19 protein-coding genes are annotated in these 18,397 nt (G+C 39.5%); 17 read left to right on the forward strand and 2 right to left on the reverse strand.

Annotated features, from left to right (window positions below):
* The first annotated feature begins 1 nt into the window (after position 1).
* Positions 2-1,696, forward strand: a complete 1,695-nt coding sequence (gene recN, locus AC1Z3K_RS04435; RefSeq protein WP_426080917.1) for a DNA repair protein RecN — start codon at positions 2-4, stop codon at positions 1,694-1,696.
* Positions 1,697-1,837: 141 nt separating this feature from the next.
* Here recN and AC1Z3K_RS04440 read toward each other — a convergent pair whose 3' ends face one another.
* Together AC1Z3K_RS04440 and AC1Z3K_RS04445 are read right to left on the reverse strand one after the other, a co-directional pair.
* On the reverse strand, positions 1,838-1,951 hold the full coding sequence (locus tag AC1Z3K_RS04440; RefSeq protein WP_426080916.1) for a DUF4044 domain-containing protein: 114 nt from the start codon (positions 1,949-1,951) through the stop codon (positions 1,838-1,840).
* Positions 1,952-2,015: 64 nt separating this feature from the next.
* Positions 2,016-2,972 (reverse strand): magnesium transporter CorA family protein, encoded by a 957-nt coding sequence (locus AC1Z3K_RS04445; protein WP_426080915.1) that lies wholly within the window; start codon positions 2,970-2,972, stop codon positions 2,016-2,018.
* A 424-nt stretch (positions 2,973-3,396) separates the two neighbouring features.
* On the opposite strand from AC1Z3K_RS04445, the gene AC1Z3K_RS04450 reads away from it, so the two are divergent.
* From AC1Z3K_RS04450 to AC1Z3K_RS04525, 16 genes are all read left to right on the forward strand, one after another.
* Positions 3,397-3,768: a DUF3397 domain-containing protein gene (locus AC1Z3K_RS04450; protein ID WP_426080914.1), complete on the forward strand. Its 372-nt coding sequence runs from the start codon at positions 3,397-3,399 to the stop codon at positions 3,766-3,768.
* Between the two features lie 181 nt (positions 3,769-3,949).
* On the forward strand, positions 3,950-4,381 hold the full coding sequence (mraZ, locus tag AC1Z3K_RS04455; RefSeq protein WP_426080913.1) for a division/cell wall cluster transcriptional repressor MraZ: 432 nt from the start codon (positions 3,950-3,952) through the stop codon (positions 4,379-4,381).
* 16 nt (positions 4,382-4,397) lie between these two features.
* The gene (rsmH, locus tag AC1Z3K_RS04460) at positions 4,398-5,354 is read left to right on the forward strand and encodes a 16S rRNA (cytosine(1402)-N(4))-methyltransferase RsmH (protein WP_426080912.1); all 957 of its coding nucleotides are present in this window, start codon (positions 4,398-4,400) and stop codon (positions 5,352-5,354) included.
* 143 nt (positions 5,355-5,497) lie between these two features.
* Complete coding sequence (ftsL, locus tag AC1Z3K_RS04465; protein WP_426080911.1) at positions 5,498-5,902, forward strand: cell division protein FtsL; 405 nt, start codon at positions 5,498-5,500, stop codon at positions 5,900-5,902.
* A 2-nt stretch (positions 5,903-5,904) separates the two neighbouring features.
* Positions 5,905-7,818: a peptidoglycan D,D-transpeptidase FtsI family protein gene (locus AC1Z3K_RS04470; protein WP_461731974.1), complete on the forward strand. Its 1,914-nt coding sequence runs from the start codon at positions 5,905-5,907 to the stop codon at positions 7,816-7,818.
* Positions 7,819-7,850: 32 nt separating this feature from the next.
* Positions 7,851-8,816 (forward strand): phospho-N-acetylmuramoyl-pentapeptide-transferase, encoded by a 966-nt coding sequence (mraY, locus tag AC1Z3K_RS04475; RefSeq protein WP_461731975.1) that lies wholly within the window; start codon positions 7,851-7,853, stop codon positions 8,814-8,816.
* A 15-nt stretch (positions 8,817-8,831) separates the two neighbouring features.
* Positions 8,832-10,202, forward strand: a complete 1,371-nt coding sequence (murD, locus tag AC1Z3K_RS04480; RefSeq protein ID WP_461732065.1) for a UDP-N-acetylmuramoyl-L-alanine--D-glutamate ligase — start codon at positions 8,832-8,834, stop codon at positions 10,200-10,202.
* Between the two features lie 8 nt (positions 10,203-10,210).
* Positions 10,211-11,305, forward strand: a complete 1,095-nt coding sequence (murG, locus tag AC1Z3K_RS04485) for an undecaprenyldiphospho-muramoylpentapeptide beta-N-acetylglucosaminyltransferase (RefSeq protein ID WP_426080908.1) — start codon at positions 10,211-10,213, stop codon at positions 11,303-11,305.
* 105 nt (positions 11,306-11,410) lie between these two features.
* On the forward strand, positions 11,411-12,361 hold the full coding sequence (locus AC1Z3K_RS04490; RefSeq protein WP_461731976.1) for a cell division protein FtsQ/DivIB: 951 nt from the start codon (positions 11,411-11,413) through the stop codon (positions 12,359-12,361).
* Between the two features lie 151 nt (positions 12,362-12,512).
* Positions 12,513-13,844, forward strand: a complete 1,332-nt coding sequence (gene ftsA, locus AC1Z3K_RS04495; RefSeq protein WP_426080906.1) for a cell division protein FtsA — start codon at positions 12,513-12,515, stop codon at positions 13,842-13,844.
* A gap of 26 nt (positions 13,845-13,870) precedes the next feature.
* Positions 13,871-15,133 carry a cell division protein FtsZ gene (gene ftsZ, locus AC1Z3K_RS04500; protein ID WP_426080905.1) on the forward strand — a complete coding sequence of 421 codons (1,263 nt, stop codon included), beginning with the start codon at positions 13,871-13,873 and terminating at the stop codon, positions 15,131-15,133.
* A 15-nt stretch (positions 15,134-15,148) separates the two neighbouring features.
* On the forward strand, positions 15,149-15,826 hold the full coding sequence (locus AC1Z3K_RS04505) for a YggS family pyridoxal phosphate-dependent enzyme (RefSeq protein WP_426080904.1): 678 nt from the start codon (positions 15,149-15,151) through the stop codon (positions 15,824-15,826).
* Between the two features lie 13 nt (positions 15,827-15,839).
* Positions 15,840-16,487 (forward strand): cell division protein SepF, encoded by a 648-nt coding sequence (locus tag AC1Z3K_RS04510; RefSeq protein WP_426080902.1) that lies wholly within the window; start codon positions 15,840-15,842, stop codon positions 16,485-16,487.
* Between the two features lie 20 nt (positions 16,488-16,507).
* Positions 16,508-16,780 carry a YggT family protein gene (locus AC1Z3K_RS04515; RefSeq protein ID WP_426081152.1) on the forward strand — a complete coding sequence of 91 codons (273 nt, stop codon included), beginning with the start codon at positions 16,508-16,510 and terminating at the stop codon, positions 16,778-16,780.
* A 21-nt stretch (positions 16,781-16,801) separates the two neighbouring features.
* Positions 16,802-17,584 (forward strand): YlmH family RNA-binding protein, encoded by a 783-nt coding sequence (locus tag AC1Z3K_RS04520; protein ID WP_426080901.1) that lies wholly within the window; start codon positions 16,802-16,804, stop codon positions 17,582-17,584.
* Positions 17,585-17,603: 19 nt separating this feature from the next.
* Positions 17,604-18,347 carry a DivIVA domain-containing protein gene (locus tag AC1Z3K_RS04525; protein ID WP_426080900.1) on the forward strand — a complete coding sequence of 248 codons (744 nt, stop codon included), beginning with the start codon at positions 17,604-17,606 and terminating at the stop codon, positions 18,345-18,347.
* The last annotated feature ends 50 nt before the right edge of the window (positions 18,348-18,397 follow it).

The following is an 18,397-nucleotide window of genomic DNA, read 5'->3' on the forward strand; positions in this document are numbered from 1 at the left end:
TATGCTGCAGCAGCTTTCAATAAAGAACTTTGCAATTATTTCTTCTCTTGAATTGGAATTTCATGAAGGAATGACCGTTCTAACCGGAGAAACCGGGGCGGGGAAATCGATTATCATAGATGCAGTAGGTTTACTGACTGGCGGGCGCGGCTCTAGTGATTTTATTCGACAAGGAGCTTCCAAGTGTACTTTGGAAGGTGTTTTTGCTTTACCAGAGAATATAGAGCTTTATGCATTGCTGGATGAGCAGGGCATTGAACGGGAAGAAGAAATTTTGATTCTACAAAGAGACATTTTTACGTCTGGAAAAAATATCTGCCGAGTAAACGGACGGATAGTTACTATAGCTGCACTAAGACGTATTGGTGAATATTTGGTAGATATTCATGGGCAGAATGAGCATCAGGAATTGATGCATAATGACCGTCATTTAGGTATGCTGGATGATTTTGGCGGCAGTCGATTGCGACAGCTTAAAACCAATTATACCCAGATATATCTGGAATACAGGCAATTAGAAAAGCGCGTCAGAGACCTTCAGAAAAATGAAAAAGCTTTCGCTCAGCGAATCGACATGCTGCAGTTCCAAAGGAATGAGATTGAGGAAGCGAAGCTCCAGCCTGGTGAAGAAGAACGGCTGACGGAAGAACGAAATAAGCTGGCAAACTTCCAGAAGATTGCAGATGTTTTAGCAGAAAGCTACGAAGCGATTAACGGCGAAGAGAACAGCAGCTTAGACCGAGTGGCATATGCGATGAATGAGCTGGCAACAATTGAAACGCTGGATTCTGATTATCTGACTATTTCCGAGGCTGTTCAAAATGGCTACTATCAGTTACAGGAAGCTAGTGCTGATTTGTCCCGTCATTTAGGACAGCTGGAATTGGATGAAGGACGTTTGGATGAAGTAGAAAACCGGTTGGAACTGATTCGACAGTTAAAAAGAAAATATGGAGAATCAGTCACAGCTATCCTTGAGTATTATCAGGAAATAACAGCTGAGCTAGCTGAAAACGGTCAACTGAACGGTGAAGCCGGCGAGCTGGAAGAAGTTTTGACAGATAAGAAAAATCAGGTGCTGAAGTTAGGTGCACAGTTGAGCAGTGAACGGAAAAAAACGGCCGCTGTTTTAGAAAAAAGCATTTTAAAAGAGCTGAAGGAACTGTATATGGAAAGAACAGTTTTCCAAGTGAAGTTTCTGGAGCACGATGAACAGGCAATTACGGAAGACGGCTTGGATCAGGTTGAATTTTATATCACTACAAACCCTGGTGAACCGCTGAAGCCGCTGGTTAAAGTAGCATCAGGAGGAGAACTTTCCCGGGTAATGCTGGCGCTAAAAACGATTTTTTCAAAAACTCAGGGGATTACAAGTATTGTATTTGACGAAGTGGATACTGGAGTTAGCGGCCGGGTTGCCCAGGCAATCGCTGATAAAATTCATCAGATATCCAGCGACTCTCAGGTATTGTGTATCACTCACTTGCCTCAGGTTGCAGCGACAGCGGATTATCAATACTTTATCTCAAAAGAAATAGCGGATGATCGTACAGAGACAAACGTACGAATGCTGACTGGTAAAGAACGTGTGGATGAGATTGCACGAATGCTTGCCGGCAGCGAGATTACTCCGCTAACAGTGGAGCATGCAAAAGAGCTGCTTCAATTAGCAGAAAGAGAAAAAAAGCAGCAGTAAGTAGTATGACTGCTTAGGTTTATTTAGACAAAAAGACACTGGCGAAAAACTCGTCAGTGCCTTTTTGTGCTATTAAGCTGAATCAAAAATAGAGGTCTAGAGCAGTCTAAAAAACAAAATCCGGACCATCTGAATATTCGTCTATCTAAGGTATAAAATTGCAGTGAGTATCGTTGAACCGACAATGGCAATCAACATCAACCAGACGACTACTTTTGTGATTTTTGATAGCGTACTATCTTTCTTTTTTCCCATTTGTCCTCACATCCTTTGTCTTTTTATAGTTTACAACCTTTTGTGAGAAACAGCAATATAAAATTTAGAGGAGGTTCTTTTTTCTCAAATAATAGATAACAAGTCCGCAGAGACCGAAAGTTACTAAGAAAATCCAGAAGAAGGCATCTTCCCGATTTGCAAAGGGAAGCTTTACATTCATACCGTAAACACCGCCAATGATTGTTGGGATTGTCAGTACCACTGTTAAGGAAGTTAGCACCTTCATGACGATGTTCAGATTGTTTGAGACGATTGCTGAAAACGTACTGCTAATCTGATCCACCAGTTTTAGCTCAATTCGGGTTGTTGCTAATCCCTGCTTCATCTCCACCAGCACGTCGTGAAGGAAGGGCAGGTGGTCAATCATTTCAGAATGTTTGCGGTCATTATATAATTTGTTAACTACATTCAAATTTTCTGAGAGAGCAGATTCAAAATAAACCAGACTTTTTTGAATATCCATCATCTGATATAACTGTTTATTTTCAGTTGCTACTTTCAGTTCACCCTCAAGATGGTTGATTTCATCAATAATTTTTGTAAGAAAATTATTATAGTTTTTGGAAATATGCCAAAGAACCCGAAAAAGCAAATAGCTCTGAAAAGAAAGTTCATTTCCAGTATAAGGCTCTAACTTAATCTTGTTAATAAAATCTGCCGGTTTATCTGAAATCGTGATTATTTTATTGTTTGTTGTCCGAATCATTACAAAAGGATAAGTTTCCAGCTGCATATAGCCGCTGGGACTAACGGAGGCGAAGGGATACTCAATCAAAATTAGTGCTGCACGCTTTGTGCTATCGTGCCAGTTCCCTTCGGCACGCGCGTTCTCTTTCTCATCAAGTACACTGGTTAGATAATCCTTTGGCAGATCATAAGCTGAAAGCAGATATTTGATGTCCTCAGTGGTCGGCATCTCCACCATAAGCCAGTCAACTTCCTTGTTGTTCTCTGATTGGGGACTAAAACCTTCAGCAGTACTTTTAAAAAATGTAATCATACAATAGCACCTCTTTCTGTAATACTATAAACATGCAGATAAACTTACTGTATTAGATTGATAATTGGTATTTAGTTTTGCCTATCTACCATTCTACTAGCTTTTTTGAATAAGTGAAACATTCATACTATTAATCTGAAGGAGTATGGGCTCTTTACAGCCTATTTAACCTTTAGTTATCTTCCTTTTTTGTTAAAGAAGTCTGCACAAGCAACGGCTTAAAAGGAAGTAAAAGTATCCAGAATAGTATCGTTTTATTTTAGTTTTACTACTTATACTTATTATAAAGGATAAAACTCTTGTGCAGTAACGTAAGGACCTGTAAAATAGTATTATTTAGGCATGAATTTTTAAAGGAAATGAAACATGTATGTAAACTAAATAAAGTATAGTTAAATTAAGTGTTAGAAAGGAATTGTTTGGAATGGTCTCTTTTTCAATTGTTATGCTTCTTTGGTATGTTTTTCCTGTCGCTGTATTGTTTGCAGTGAATTATCTCATTTCACGACTTTCGCTTGCAGAAACTTATAAAATCAAGGCGCCGGATATTGCCATTCCATTTCTGTTGATTGGGCTTCATGTGCTGTCCAAGGATACCTATGGGCAGTCGATTATCCCGTATATGCTGATTTCGATTTTACTGTTGGGAATTTGCGTGGCAGTATTTCAAGCATATTACTATGGGGAACTGATTTATGGACGCTTTTTCAAGATGTTTTGGCGATTGAACTTCTTATTAATCTTAGTTGTTTATGTGCTGATGATTTTAGCCAATCTTGGACATTATCTATTTTAAATGATAAAAACTGGATAAAGCTTATCCTATAGAGTATGATGGCGTTTTCCTTCGAAAATTTAAATATTACAAACTTTTTAAATAACAATTAATTAGAGAAACTTTTCTGGTTTTAAGTGGTAGAAAGTGGGAGAATGTGGTAGACTGTTTCTATCAAGTGGAAAAGTGGGGAAAATCAGCTATGTTGATCGGTGAATTTCAACATAATATTGACGCCAAAGGAAGACTGATTGTACCAGCCAAACTTCGCGATGAGCTAGGAGAAACATTCATTGTGACGAGAGGAATGGACGGTTGTCTGTTTGGTTATCCATTATCAGAATGGGAAATATTAGAAGAAAAGCTTAAAAGCATGCCGTTAGCAAAGAAAGATGCCCGTACTTTCGTCCGCTTTTTTTATTCAGCAGCTACTGAGTGTGAGGTAGATAAGCAGGGGAGAATTAATATCCCTGCTGCTTTGAGAACTCATGCTGATTTGAAGAAGGGCTGTGTCATTATTGGCGTTTCCAATCGGATTGAAATTTGGGATGAGGAACGCTGGACAGCATTTTCTACAGAAGCTGAAGAGAATTTTGATGAAATCGCAGAAACGATGATTGATTTTGGTTTTTAAGGATGAGGAGCAATAGATGGTGGAGTTTCAGCATTATACTGTGATGTTAAAGGAAACAGTAGACGGATTAGCTGTGAAAAAGAATGGCATATATGTAGATTGTACCCTTGGCGGTGCTGGGCATAGTGAATATCTTTTGGCACAGTTGGATGAAACCGGACATCTGTATGCTTTTGATCAGGATCAAAAAGCCTTGGATCACGCAGCCGAACGATTGAAAGAATATGTAGATAAAGGTATGGTAACATTTGTTAAGTCTAATTTCCGTTATTTACAGGAAAGACTAGCTGATTATGGGGTTACTCGTGTCGATGGAGTTCTATATGATTTAGGTGTTTCTTCCCCGCAGCTGGATGAGGCGGAACGAGGATTCAGCTATCATAAAGATGCACCGCTGGATATGCGGATGGATCAGTCGGCAGCAGTTAGTGCCTACCATGTAGTAAATGACTATTCCTACCAAGAACTAATAAAGATTTTCTTTCGTTATGGAGAAGAAAAATTTTCGAAACAGATTGCTCGGGAAATCGAGCGTGTTCGAGAAAAACAGCCAATAGAAACAACAGGCGAATTGGTGGATATTATTAAAACAGCGATTCCGGCTCCAGCCAGACGCAGCGGCGGACATCCTGCTAAGAGAATTTTTCAGGCAGTACGCATTGCTGTAAATGACGAGCTAAGTGTAATCGAAGAATCATTAGAACAGGCGATTGCTCTTTTGGATAAGGGTGGAAGAATTAGTGTAATTACTTTCCATTCACTGGAAGATCGGATTGTTAAAACGATTTTTAGAGAGTATAGTTCGGTGAAGGATTTGCCACCAGGATTACCGGTGATTCCAGAAGAGTTTCAACCCGAACTTAAGGTGATAAACAGGAAACCGCTATTGCCGAGTGCGCAGGAGCTGGAAGAAAATAACCGTTCCCGCAGTGCAAAGCTGAGAATAGCTGAAAAAATCAAAGAATCTAATTGATTGTCTTATTCTTAATGATGAGAAATTGTACTTTATATAATAGAAGAAAAAGTTCAGGTATTTGTTCATAGAGCAGTAAAAGAATGAGATTCTTTTACCGGAACCTGAATTTGATAATTGATAGATGGAAAGGAGAGCGCAGCATGGCTGAGTTGAAAAAATACCAAGAAACATCTTATGACTTACCTGTAATTGACGAAGCTGTCATTGAAACAGAAAGTCCTGTAAAAAAAACTCAGACGCCAAGTGCTCTACCCTATTCTCCAAAGAAGCGTTTACGCAACGTTTCGTTGTTTGAAAAATTCTTAAGTGTTGTATTATTAGCCGCAGCTATCAGTATGGCTGTACTGACGATTCAAGTGAGAACGGCAATTGTTCAGACAACTAATGAAATCACTGATGCTCAAGCTGAAATCACAGAAAAAGAAGAAAAGGCCCTGAAGCTGGAACAGGAAAGAAATGAGCTTTCCAAAGCAGAAAGAATCAAGAAAATTGCTGAAGAGCAAGGTCTTTCAGAAAATGATGGAAACTTAAGGAAAGTGAACTGATTATGAGTAAAAGAAAAAGAATAAAAGCGTTTATTCAGAAAAAAAATTTAAATCCAATGAACAATCGTAAAAAAGTAGGCATTATTTTATTTGCTACAAGTATTGGGTTGTTCTTTTTGTTTGCTGTTAGATTGACCTATATCATTGGTGCAGGAAAAGTGGCAGGTGTTTCTCTTAAAGAAAAGACTGAAGCCTTATATACTGGCAGCAAAGTGATAAAAGCTAAACGCGGGTCTATTTTAGATAAGAACGGACAGGTCATTGCAGAAGATGCCACGTCTTATTCTCTTTATGTTGTCCTGTCGGAAGACTTTTTAGGTCAGGATAATAAAAAACTCTATGCTCAAAGAAAAGATTATGATGCGATTGCCGAGGTTTTGGACAAGTATACGAACCTGAGTAAAGAAGAGGCTTTGAAATATTTGAACAATGGAACAAAAGACGATGGTACAGTGCAGTTCCAGGTGGAATTTGGTACAAACGGCAAGGACCTTTCTCTGGAGACACGTCAGAATATTGAGAGTGATTTAGAAGCACGTAAAATAGAAGGTGTTTATTTTGAAGACCATCCGGCACGAATTTATCCAAATGGTGTCTTTTCTTCCCACTTTATCGGATATACAGATTTAGCAGATCCTGATGATGAATCAACAGGCTTGGTTGGGAAAATGGGGCTGGAAAAATCTTATAACAAACTGCTTAGCGGGAAAGACGGAAAAATTGAGTATCAAAAAGATGTCAACGGTAATCCAATTCCTGGTTCTGTAATAGAAGATGCTGAAGCTGAAGAAGGAAAAGATATCTATACAACATTAGATATCAGGTTACAGACGCGGCTTGAAGATCTGCTTAATCCGGTAGTAGAAAAATATGAACCGGAAAATATGACGGCTATGCTGATGGAAGCAAAAACCGGAAATATTGTTGCGATGGCTCAGCGGCCGTCATTTGATCCAGCAACAAAAGAAGGTTTGGGTGGTGACTCTGTCTGGCGGAATATTTTAGTAGAGGATGCTTTTGAACCAGGCTCAACAATGAAAATATTTACAGCAGCTGCTGCAATTCAGCAAGGAGTATTCGATCCAAATGCAACGTTTGTTTATCCGTACGGTGGTGTGGATCTTGATCCTGACCGTGGAGTTGTGGTTAATGACTGGGATAAGGGTGAAAAAGGAACGCTGACATTTCGTCAAGCCATTTCATGGTCCAGTAACGTAGGAATGCTTCGACTGGAAGAAATGATGGGCGGAGAAACTTGGAAGCAGTACTTGACAAATTTTGGATTTGGCAAAACGACTAATTCTGGATTAGAAAATGAATCAGAAGGAACTATTCCAGGGGATAATATTGTCGATCAGGCAATGTCTTCATTCGGACAAGCTGTTTCCGTAACAAATTTTCAAATGATGCAGGGCTATTCTGCGTTTGCAAATGATGGAACAATGCTTAAACCTCAATACATTAGTAAAATAGTAAATCCGGACACCGGAGAAGAAACAATAACACAAAGAGAAGAAGTTGGAACACCAGTGAGTGCACAGGCAGTAAATGATGTGCGGACATACATGGTAGATACGGTTGAAGATCCAACTTACGGAATTGCCTACGATGTATATACGGTACCGGACTATCACGTAGCTGCTAAAACAGGAACAGCTCAGATTACAGGGGAAAGCGGATATATGGAAGGCGACACAGATTATACGTATTCTGTTGTGGAGATGGTACCGGCAGAAAGCCCTGAATATATCTTGTATGTAACGATGAGAAGACCTCAGCATTATGTTAAAACAGCTATGGCTGAAATTGCTAATCCTTTGATGAAGCTGGCAATGGAAATCAAAGCAGCAGATGCAGAAGGAAATACAGTAGACGCAACAAACGTAACAGACGCAGCAGCTGCTGCTGGAAATTAATTATGAAGTTGAAGTGAATTAGGAGAGATAATATGGAGTGGACACAGATTTTTATTCCCATAGCAGTTAGTTTTGCATTGACGGTTTCCGCCATGCCAATGTTCATTGGGTATTTCCAGATGAAAAAGCAAGGGCAAGTGACTCGTGAAGAAGGTCCGACCTGGCACAACGTCAAAACCGGAACACCAACTATGGGCGGTGTAGTTTTTCTAGTAGCAGCCTTTGTTACAGCTTTATTGACCGGATTGTGGCTGCAGCAGCTGACAGCATCTGTGTTCGTTATGCTCTTCATTTTAGTATTATATGGCTTGCTTGGATTTTTAGATGATTTTATCAAAATCTTTAAGAAACGTAATATGGGATTAAACTCTCGTCAAAAACTGATTGGTCAAATTTTAGGTGGGATTGTCTTTTATTTGGTTTACCGAATGGAAGGACTACCAGATATTATCAATTTATTTGAAGTCGTAGAACTGCCCTTGGGCGTGTTGTACGGTGTATTCATTATTTTTTGGTTAGTAGGTTTTTCAAATGCAGTGAACTTGACGGATGGAATTGATGGTCTTGTTTCTGGGTTAGGAACGATTTCTTTTGGAACCTATGCGATTATCGCCTGGAAACAACAGCAATTCGATGTTGTAATTGTTTGTTTAAGTGTAATCGGTGGTTTGCTGGGATTCTTTCCTTATAATAAAAAGCCGGCTAAGATATTTATGGGCGATGTAGGCTCTTTAGCTTTGGGCGGATTATTGGCGGCTATTTCAATTATACTCAGACAGGAATGGACGCTTCTGCTGATTGGTTTTGTTTATGTTTGTGAAACAGCAAGCGTGATGCTGCAAGTTTTTTCTTTTAAAGTATTTGGTAAGCGAATCTTCAAGATGTCCCCGATTCATCATCATTTCGAGATGTGCGGCTGGTCTGAGTGGAAGATCGATATTATTTTTTGGTTAGTTGGTTTGATTGGGTCAGCACTCACACTTTGGATTTTGTTCTAGTGAAGGGGAAAAATGATGAAAAAAATTACGACATACGAAAATAAGAAAATTTTAGTTCTTGGTTTGGCAAAAAGTGGAGTTAGTGCGGCAAAACTGCTGCATGAGTTAGGTGCGCTGGTTACTGTAAATGATTTTGAACAATTTGATCAAAACCCTGATGCCCAAGATTTATTAAGCTTGGGTATTCGTGTTGTTACAGGAGGACATCCTATCGAGCTGATGGATGAAGATTTTTACATGGTAGTCAAGAATCCCGGTATCCCTTACAACAATACTTTAGTTGAACGAGCTGTTGAAAAAGGACTGCCCGTGCTTACCGAAGTGGAGCTAGCCTATCAGATTGCCGAGTGCCCGATAATTGGGATTACTGGTACGAATGGAAAAACAACGACGACCACGATGATTGGACTGCTGTTGAATGCTGATCGTGAAACAGGAACAGCTCGTTTGGCCGGTAATATCGGATTTCCAGCTAGTCAAGTAGCACAGGAAGCGGACAAGGCAGATGAACTGGTCATGGAGCTCTCCAGTTTTCAGTTAATGGGAATTGATTCATTTAAGCCGGAAATCGCAGTAATTACTAATTTATATGAAGCGCATTTAGATTATCATGGCTCACGTGAGGAATATGTTAAAGCGAAATGGCAGCTTCAAAAAAATATGACAGCCACTGAATATCTGATTCTAAACTGGGATCAGGAAGAACTGCGCAGAATGAGTGAGACGACGAAAGCAACGGTTATTCCATTTTCAGTAGAAGCCAAAGTTGATGGAGCCTATTGTTTAGACGGCGTTTTATACTACAAAGATGAAGCTGTTATGAAGGCTGCTGAATTAGGTGTTCCGGGAAGTCATAACATAGAAAATGCTTTAGCTGCCATTGCTGTAGCTAAGCTGAAAAAGGTTACGAATGAAGCAGTCAGAGCAACCTTAAAGAGCTTTACCGGCGTTCCCCATCGAACACAGTATGTTGGTGAGCTTCATGGAAGAAAATTTTATAATGATTCTAAGGCGACGAATATTTTAGCGACTGAAAAAGCGCTAAGCGGATTTGAAAATGAACAATTGATTCTTTTGGCCGGAGGATTGGATCGAGGCAATGAATTTGATGAATTGATTCCTTCACTTGTTGGACTGAAAGGGATGGTTTTATTTGGAGAAACCAAGGATAAATTATATCAGGCTGCTGTACAGGCTGGTGTTGGCAAGATCAAATTGACAGAGAATGTTGAAACTGCGGTTAAAGAAGCCTATGATTTTTCAGAAAAAAATGATACTATTTTACTGTCGCCTGCGTGTGCGAGCTGGGATCAGTACCCAAACTTTGAAATTCGCGGAGATAAGTTTATGCAGGCCTTTCAACAGCTAAAACAAATAGAAAAGTGAGAAGAGCGATGAAGATTTTAGTAACAGGTGGAGGAACAGGCGGTCATATCTATCCAGCACTGGCGTTTATTAAATATGTCCAGGAAGTGGAACCAACTGCTGAATTTATGTATGTTGGAACTGATAACGGACTGGAAAGTAAAATCGTACCGCCATATGGAATTCCCTTTAATACAATTAAAATTCAGGGGTTTCGTCGTTCCTTGAGTCCACAAAATTTTAAAACTGTGTATCTTTTTCTATCGAGTATAGGGAAAGCCAAGAAAATCATCCGTTCTTTTCAGCCAGATATAGTAATTGGAACCGGTGGTTATGTTTCTGGTTCGGTGGTTGCAGCCGCTAAGCAGCTGAAAATACCTACGATTGTTCATGAACAGAACAGTGTTCCAGGAGTGACGAATAAGTTTTTAAGCCGTTTTGCCTCAAAGGTAGCTATTTGTTTTCCCGATGTGGCAGACTACTTTCCGAGTGATAAGGTGGTCCTGACAGGAAACCCTCGTGCTCAGGAGGTTGCTGACACGAAACGCTCAGATGTCTTAACAGAATATGGACTATCTCCGAATAAGCCGACAGTTGTTATTTTTGGTGGAAGCCGCGGAGCTTTAAAAATTAATCAGGCTTTTGTAGAGGCTTTACCTTTTTTTGAAGAAAAAAATTATCAGGTATTGTATGCATCAGGAGATCGTTATTACGAAGAGCTTCAAGAAAAGTTAAATCTTTCTAAAAGAAAGCTGAAAAATGTGAGTATCCAGCCATATATTGATAAAATGGCAGAGGTTATGGGGAATATCCAGCTGATTGTAGGTAGAGCAGGCGCAACCTCAATCGCTGAAATAACTGCATTAGGGCTTCCTGCTATTCTGATTCCCAGTCCGTATGTTACGAATGATCATCAAACAAAGAACGCGCAAAGCCTGGTTAAGGCTGGTGCGGCCAAAATGATTCGTGATGAGGAATTGACTGGCGCGACATTGGTTGCAGCAGTTGACCGCATATTGCTGGACGAATCCGTTCATAAAAAAATGGCGGAAGCTTCTCAAAAAGAAGGAATTCCAGATGCTGGAAAACGCCTTTATGATGTAGTAAAAGAGCTTGTCCAATGACAGGAGGTGTAAAAGATTAGTAAGGAAGACGAAAAGAATAATGATTCAGTACCTCCGCAAACGGAAGAAGAGCTGACGCCTTGGCAGAGAGAAAACCTGGAGTATATGAAGAGTCAGGGAGAATCGCCAGTCTGGCATCCTGAGAATAGAAAGCCTTCCGAAGAGGAAGAGATAGAAGAACAAAATGAAACAGAAGAGAAAGTGGAAGAAGAAGTCTCGACTGAATCTGTTGAGCCGGAAGAATCGACGCCTTCTTATGAATCTTTTGCAGACCGTCTGCCCAATGTTAAGAAGGTGAGAAATACACGGCTGATTCGCCGGCTAACGCTCATTATTTCTATTGCTGCCGCTGCTATTTTGATTCTGGTTTATTTTATTTCTCCGTTAAGTAAGCTGTCGTCTGTCTCAGTGACTGGAAATAAGGATACTAAAACAGAAGATATTCTGGCAGACTCAAAGCTGGTACAGGGTGAGTCCTTATGGGAGCAGTACTGGAACCGTTCTGTTAACGAGAAGAATATTGAAAAAACGCTGCCACGTGTGAAGCGTGCATCAGTAACTTTAAATGGGATTAATTCTTTTAAAATTAGTATTGAGGAATACGAGGTAATGGCTTTAGAATCATTGGGGGGCAGCTATCATCCGATTCTGGAGAATGGTAAGGTCCTTCCTGATAAGCTGGAAAGCCCAGTGAGCGGTATGCCGGTATTCGAGAATTTCTCAGATGAAGCGCTGATAAGAGAGCTGATGGAATCGTATAATCAATTACCGAATGAGCTGAAGGAAGCTATATCTGAGATTAAATATGCGCCGTCAGACTCAAACAAAGAATTAGTCAGAATTTATATGAAGGATAATAATGAAGTAATTGTTAATATCTCTCAGTTGACTGAAAAAATGAAATACTATACACAGGTTGCAAGTCAGATGGAAGAACCTGGTGTTATTGATATGGAAGTGGGCATTTTCTCTTATCCGCACGGCAATGAAAACAAGACGAATCAAACAACCGAAAGTACAGTTGAAGACTCTGAAATACCTTTAGAAGGTTATTAAAAAAATAAACATGAAAAAAAATAGAATCTTCTTTCTAAAAAGCCTATATTTATGGTAGAATTGAAAGAAGTGAGTATTGATAAAAAAATAGATAAACGAGCTTTACAGGTTCGCTTACATATTGGATTAATTAGGAGGAGGAACCCCATTCATGGCAAAAACTGGAATGTATGTAGGCCTTGATATTGGCACAACATCAGTTAAAGTTGTAGTGGCTGAATTTATCGAAGGTCAAATGAATATAATTGGCGTGGGAAACGCAAAATCAGATGGATTAAACAGAGGGATCATTGTTGATATTGATAAAACTGTGAGTGCAATTCAGCGTGCAGTAAGACAGGCTGAAGAAAAAGCAGGGATTCAGATCAAAAGTGTGAACGTAGGTTTGCCAGCTAATATGTTGGAAGTAGAAAACTGCCAAGGAATGATAGCTGTAAGTAGTGAGTCAAAAGAAATCAATGACGAAGATGTAAGAAATGTCGCATCGGCAGCTTTGGTTCGTTCAACTCCTCCGGAACGTCAAATCGTTGCAATACTGCCTCAGGAATTTACTGTAGATGGATTTGAAGGAATTAAAGATCCGCGTGGTATGATTGGTGTGCGTCTGGAAATGATTGGTGTGGTATTTACTGGACCTAAAACAATCATTCACAACACAAGAAAGTGTGTAGAAAAGGCAGGTTTAGCCATAAATGAAATGGTTATCCTACCTCTGGCTCTGACTGAAACTATTCTATCGGATGGAGAGAAAGAGTTTGGAACGATTGTCATTGATATGGGCGGCGGTCAGACTACTACAGCAGTAATGCACGATAAACAGCTCAAGTTTAATCATGTAAATCAGGAAGGCGGAGAATTTGTAACTAAAGATATCTCCATCGTACTGAATACATCATTCAATAACGCAGAAGCGCTGAAGATTAATTATGGGGATGCTTTCCCTGAAAGAACATCCGTCAGCGAAGAATTCCCAGTGGATGTTATTGGGAAATCTGAACCTGTGAAAGTGGATGAACGCTATCTTTCTGAAGTTATCGAGGCAAGAGTAGAACAAATCTTTAAGAAATCAAAAGAAGTTCTGGATGAAATCGATGCATTGGAATTACCGGGAGGTATTATTCTTACCGGCGGCGGCGCTAGTCTGCCGGGCGTTGTAGATTTAGCACAAGATATTTTTGGCGTAAATGTGAAGCTCTATGTTCCAAATCACATGGGTCTGAGAAATCCTGTATTTACAAATGTAATTAGTATTGTTGAATATAGTGCTCAGCTGCCTGAAATTTACCATATTGCTAAAGGGGCTATTCCAGGAAACAAATCAACATCTTCTGTTTCTACAATCAGTGTACAGCAGCCGGAAGCAAGCTATGACAGTTATCCGGACGAACAAATGGAAATGAATTATGATGAACATGAAACACATGAATCAAACGAAAAAGTAACTGGAAAAATCAAAGATTTCTTTTCAAATATCTTTGATTAATCACTAAAACAGGAGGATACGATAATATGGAATTTTCTTTAGATAATAACATCAATAATGGCGCTGTCATTAAAGTCATCGGTGTCGGTGGCGGCGGCGGCAATGCTGTCAACCGTATGATTGAAGAAAATGTCAAGGGCGTAGAATTTATTGCAGCCAATACAGATGTCCAAGCATTGAAAAGCTCAAAAGCTGAAACAGTTATCCAGCTTGGACCTAAATATACTAGAGGGTTGGGTGCAGGTTCTCAACCTGAAGTTGGACAAAAAGCAGCAGAAGAAAGTGAACAAATAATCTCTGATTCACTTCAGGGTGCTGACATGATTTTCATTACTGCAGGTATGGGCGGCGGAACTGGTACAGGTGCTGCACCAGTTGTTGCAAGAATTGCTAAGGAACTAGGTGCGCTTACAGTTGGCGTAGTTACTCGCCCGTTTAGCTTTGAGGGTCCTAAAAGAGGTCGCTTTGCAGCAGAAGGTATCGCTTTACTAAAAGAAAATGTGGATACGCTGCTGATTATTTCCAACAACCGTTTACTAGAAGTTGTTGATAAAAAGACACCAATGCTTGAAGCCTTCCGTGAAGCAGACAATGTACTGCGCCAAGGTGTACAAGGTATTTCCGATTTAATTACAGCACCAGGCTATGTAAACTTGGACTTTGCGGATGTGAAGACTGTAATGGAAAATCAAGGAACTGCTTTGATGGGAATCGGTGTAGCCAGCGGTGAAGACCGTGTGATTGAAGCAACGAAGAAAGCTATTTCTTCTCCACTACTAGAAACTTCTATTGATGGCGCAGAGCAAGTACTGCTGAACATTACAGGCGGGCTTGATATGACATTGTTTGAAGCACAGGATGCATCTGACATTGTAACATCTGCTGCTACAGGAGATGTTAATATCATTTTAGGAACATCTATCAATGAAGACTTAGGCGATGAAATCCGTGTAACAGTGATTGCTACAGGAATCGACCCTTCTAAAAAAGAAAAACGTCCTCAGCGGACAATGAGAAACAACAATACAAATAATCAAATTCAGTCTGTACAGCAGGCACCTGTTCTTGATATGGAAAAGGCGCGTGGTTCTCAGCCTCAGCAACAGCAGGAAGAAGCAAGTGCGTTTGGCGACTGGGATATCCGTCGTGAACAAAACACGCGTCCAAAAGTTGAAGAGACAACAATTGAACATGTAGAGAAAAAAGACTTTGAAACATTCCATCGTGAAGAATCTGGACAAGGTGATGACGAGTTGAATACACCGCCATTCTTCCGCAGAAAAAGATAAGGGGATTTTTTGAACATGCTGATTGATAATATAAATGAAGTAAAAAAAACTATCGAGCAGGCATGTGAAACTGTCTCACGTCCAGCATCAGAGGTAACGCTGGTTGCTGTAACAAAATCTGTTGATATTAAAACCGCAGAAGCGCTGGCTGAATTGGGCGTGATGGATTTTGCTGAAAACCGTGTAGATAAATTATTGGAGAAAAAAGCTGCTTTAGAAAAATTTTCGTCTTTAAAGTGGCATTTGATTGGTAATTTACAGCGGAGAAAGGTAAAATTGATAATTGACAACGTCGATTATTTTCACGCCCTCGACAGTCTAAGCCTAGCGGAAGAAATACAAAAACGAGCGAGTAAAACCATTTCCTGTTTTGTAGAAATAAATGTCTCTGGAGAAGAGAGCAAACATGGAATAAAAAAAGAAGAAGCAGCGGATTTTATCTCTAAGTTACATGAAATGGATAAAATTCGGGTCATTGGTTTAATGACCATGGCACCTTTGAATGCTGAAGAACAGAAGCTTAGAGAGATATTCTCAGAGTTGAAGGACTTGCAGGTTGTGATACAAAAGTTGCAATTAGCACATGCACCTTGTACTGATTTAAGCATGGGAATGACAGATGATTATCCCATTGCAGTAGAAGAAGGTGCAACATTTGTACGTGTTGGCAGAGGATTATTTAGAGGTGCGTAAAGGAGGGGAATCTATGTCAATTTTTAATAAGAATGCTTTATCAAATTTTTTCGGATTGTCTGGTGAAGATGAATATGATACTTATGACAATTATCTGGAACAAGAGGCTGTTAATGAACAACCAAGACAGCAACAGGTAAGACAGCAGCAAGTAAGACAGCAACAGGCGGTTCCTCAACAGCAAACGATTCGGAAGCAGTCTTATGAGTCTGCGGCTGAACCTTTGAGGGAAAAACCGTCAGCTCGTTATCGTTCAACGGAAAAACATCAGAATCTGAATAATAATGATAGTCATCAGACAAGATCTGTTAATCAGAAGAAAGTTGTCTCCATGCACAATTCTAATACCTCAGCTGCCCAACAGGAGTTTGGTCAGTCTGGAAGATCTGTAAAAATATCGATTATTGAGCCTAGAGTTTATTCTGAGGCAATGAATATTGCGAAACATATTATTGTAGATGAAGCTGTGCTAATTAATTTCCATTTAATTGAAGAGAGTCAGGCAAGAAGAATTGTTGATTTCCTTACGGGAACAGTCTATGCTTTGGATGGCGACATTCAGCGTGTGGGAGACGAAATTTTCTTGTGTACACCATCAAATATGGAAATAGACAGTGCGACTGCACAGTCATTAGCTAAAAAGCAGATGTTTGATTTTTAGTGTAGGAGGTAATCATTATTATCGCGATTGTTCAGATTTTATATTACATTAATAAGGGAGTTCAAATCTACTCCGGTTTACTTGTTATTTATGCATTACTTTCATGGTTTCCGGGAGCGTATGATTCCTTTTTGGGGCGGTTGCTTTCTAGGATATGTGAACCATATCTAAGTTTGTTTGATCGGTTAAATCTGAATATTGGGATGATTAGTTTCAATATTATGATTGCTATTATTGTTTTAAATTTAGCCAGCGGCGGTTTGAATATGCTGGTTTGGTCTCTTATACGTTAATCGAGAAGGGTGGTTTATCTTGTGAATGAAAATGTGTATCAGCATTTCCGAAAAGATGAGCATCCTTTTATTGATTCAGTAGGGGATTGGCTTGAGAGAGTAGAAGATCAATATGCGCCTTATCTGACAGAATTTTTAGATCCAAGGCAAGCATATATTTTGGAGACCTTGATTCGTCAAGACAGTGATTTATCTTTTCGTTTTTATGGCGGATATGAGCAGGCTGAAAGGAAAAGATGTTTGATTTTTCCAGAGTACTATGAGCCAGCGACAGAAGATTTTAAAATCAATCTATTTGAAATTGTTTATCCAACGAAATTTGCGTCATTATCTCATGGAAAAATATTAGGTACACTAGTGAGTACGGGGATTAAACGTGAGTATTTTGGTGATATTATTTCTGATGGAGAAAGATGGCAACTATTCATTGCAGATGAGATGATGAATTTTGTCACTGCACAGATTGAAAAAATCGGGAAAATAGCTGTACGTTTAGAAGAAAAAAATTATACGGAAATCATTACTCCAAAGGACGAATGGATGACTGAGAAAACAACAGTCAGCTCTTTGCGTCTGGATAATTTGATTTCTACAGTGTATAATATTTCAAGACAGCGTTCGAAACAGCTGATAGAATCTGGAAAGGTCAAAATCAACTGGTCTGAAAATTTGCGGCCGGATTTTCCTTTAGAGTTGTTGGATATTATATCTGTAAGAGGATTTGGTAGAATACAGATACAGGAGTTAGAGGGAAAAACTAAAAAAGATAAATATCGTTTGTTATTGGGAGTACTACGAAAATAAATGGATGAGGTGAAGAATCATGGCGTTAACCCCGTTAGATATTCAAAATAAAGTTTTCTCAACTAAAATGAGAGGGTATAATCAAGATGAAGTTGATGATTTTTTAGATCAAGTCACTAAGGATTATGAAGATTCTCTGCAAAAAGTCCGTGAATTGGAAAAATCACTGAAGCATGCAGAGGAAAAACTGCAGTATTTCAATGAACTTAAAGATGCCTTGAACCAGTCGATCATTGTAGCCCAGGATACGGCTGATAAAGTAAAATCCAGCGCTACAAAAGAATCAGAAGTCATTGTTACATCTGCTGAAAATACAGCAAATGAAATGGTTGTGAATGCAGAGCGACGTTCCAATGCGCTGATTACTGCTGCGGAAGATAAAGCATCAGAAATTTTAACTGAAGCAACAGATCGAGCAAGACAGCTTGCTGCTGAAACTGACGACTTGAAGAAAAAATCCAGAGTATTCCATCAGCGCTTAACCTTAATGCTGGAATCTCAATTAGAGCAAGTTAAGAGTGAAGAATGGAATGAATTATTGAAGCCATTCTCAAGCTATGTTAGTGATAGCCACTCAGTAATTCAGGAAGTGTTATCTAAAGAATTAACTGAGGAACCTCAAGAGGAAGCTGTTGGGTCTACTGGCGCAGCTATGCCGGAAGTGAACACACATATTGAATCTCTGGAAGATGCAAAGAAGTTGAATGAGCAGTTAGCAGGTTCAATGGATTTTCTGAATAGTACACCATCTATAGACGAATAATTGAACGAATAAAAATAGAACAGAAAAGCTGGTACACAATCTTTACAGCG

The organism is Enterococcus sp. LJL128 (assembly GCF_056924295.1).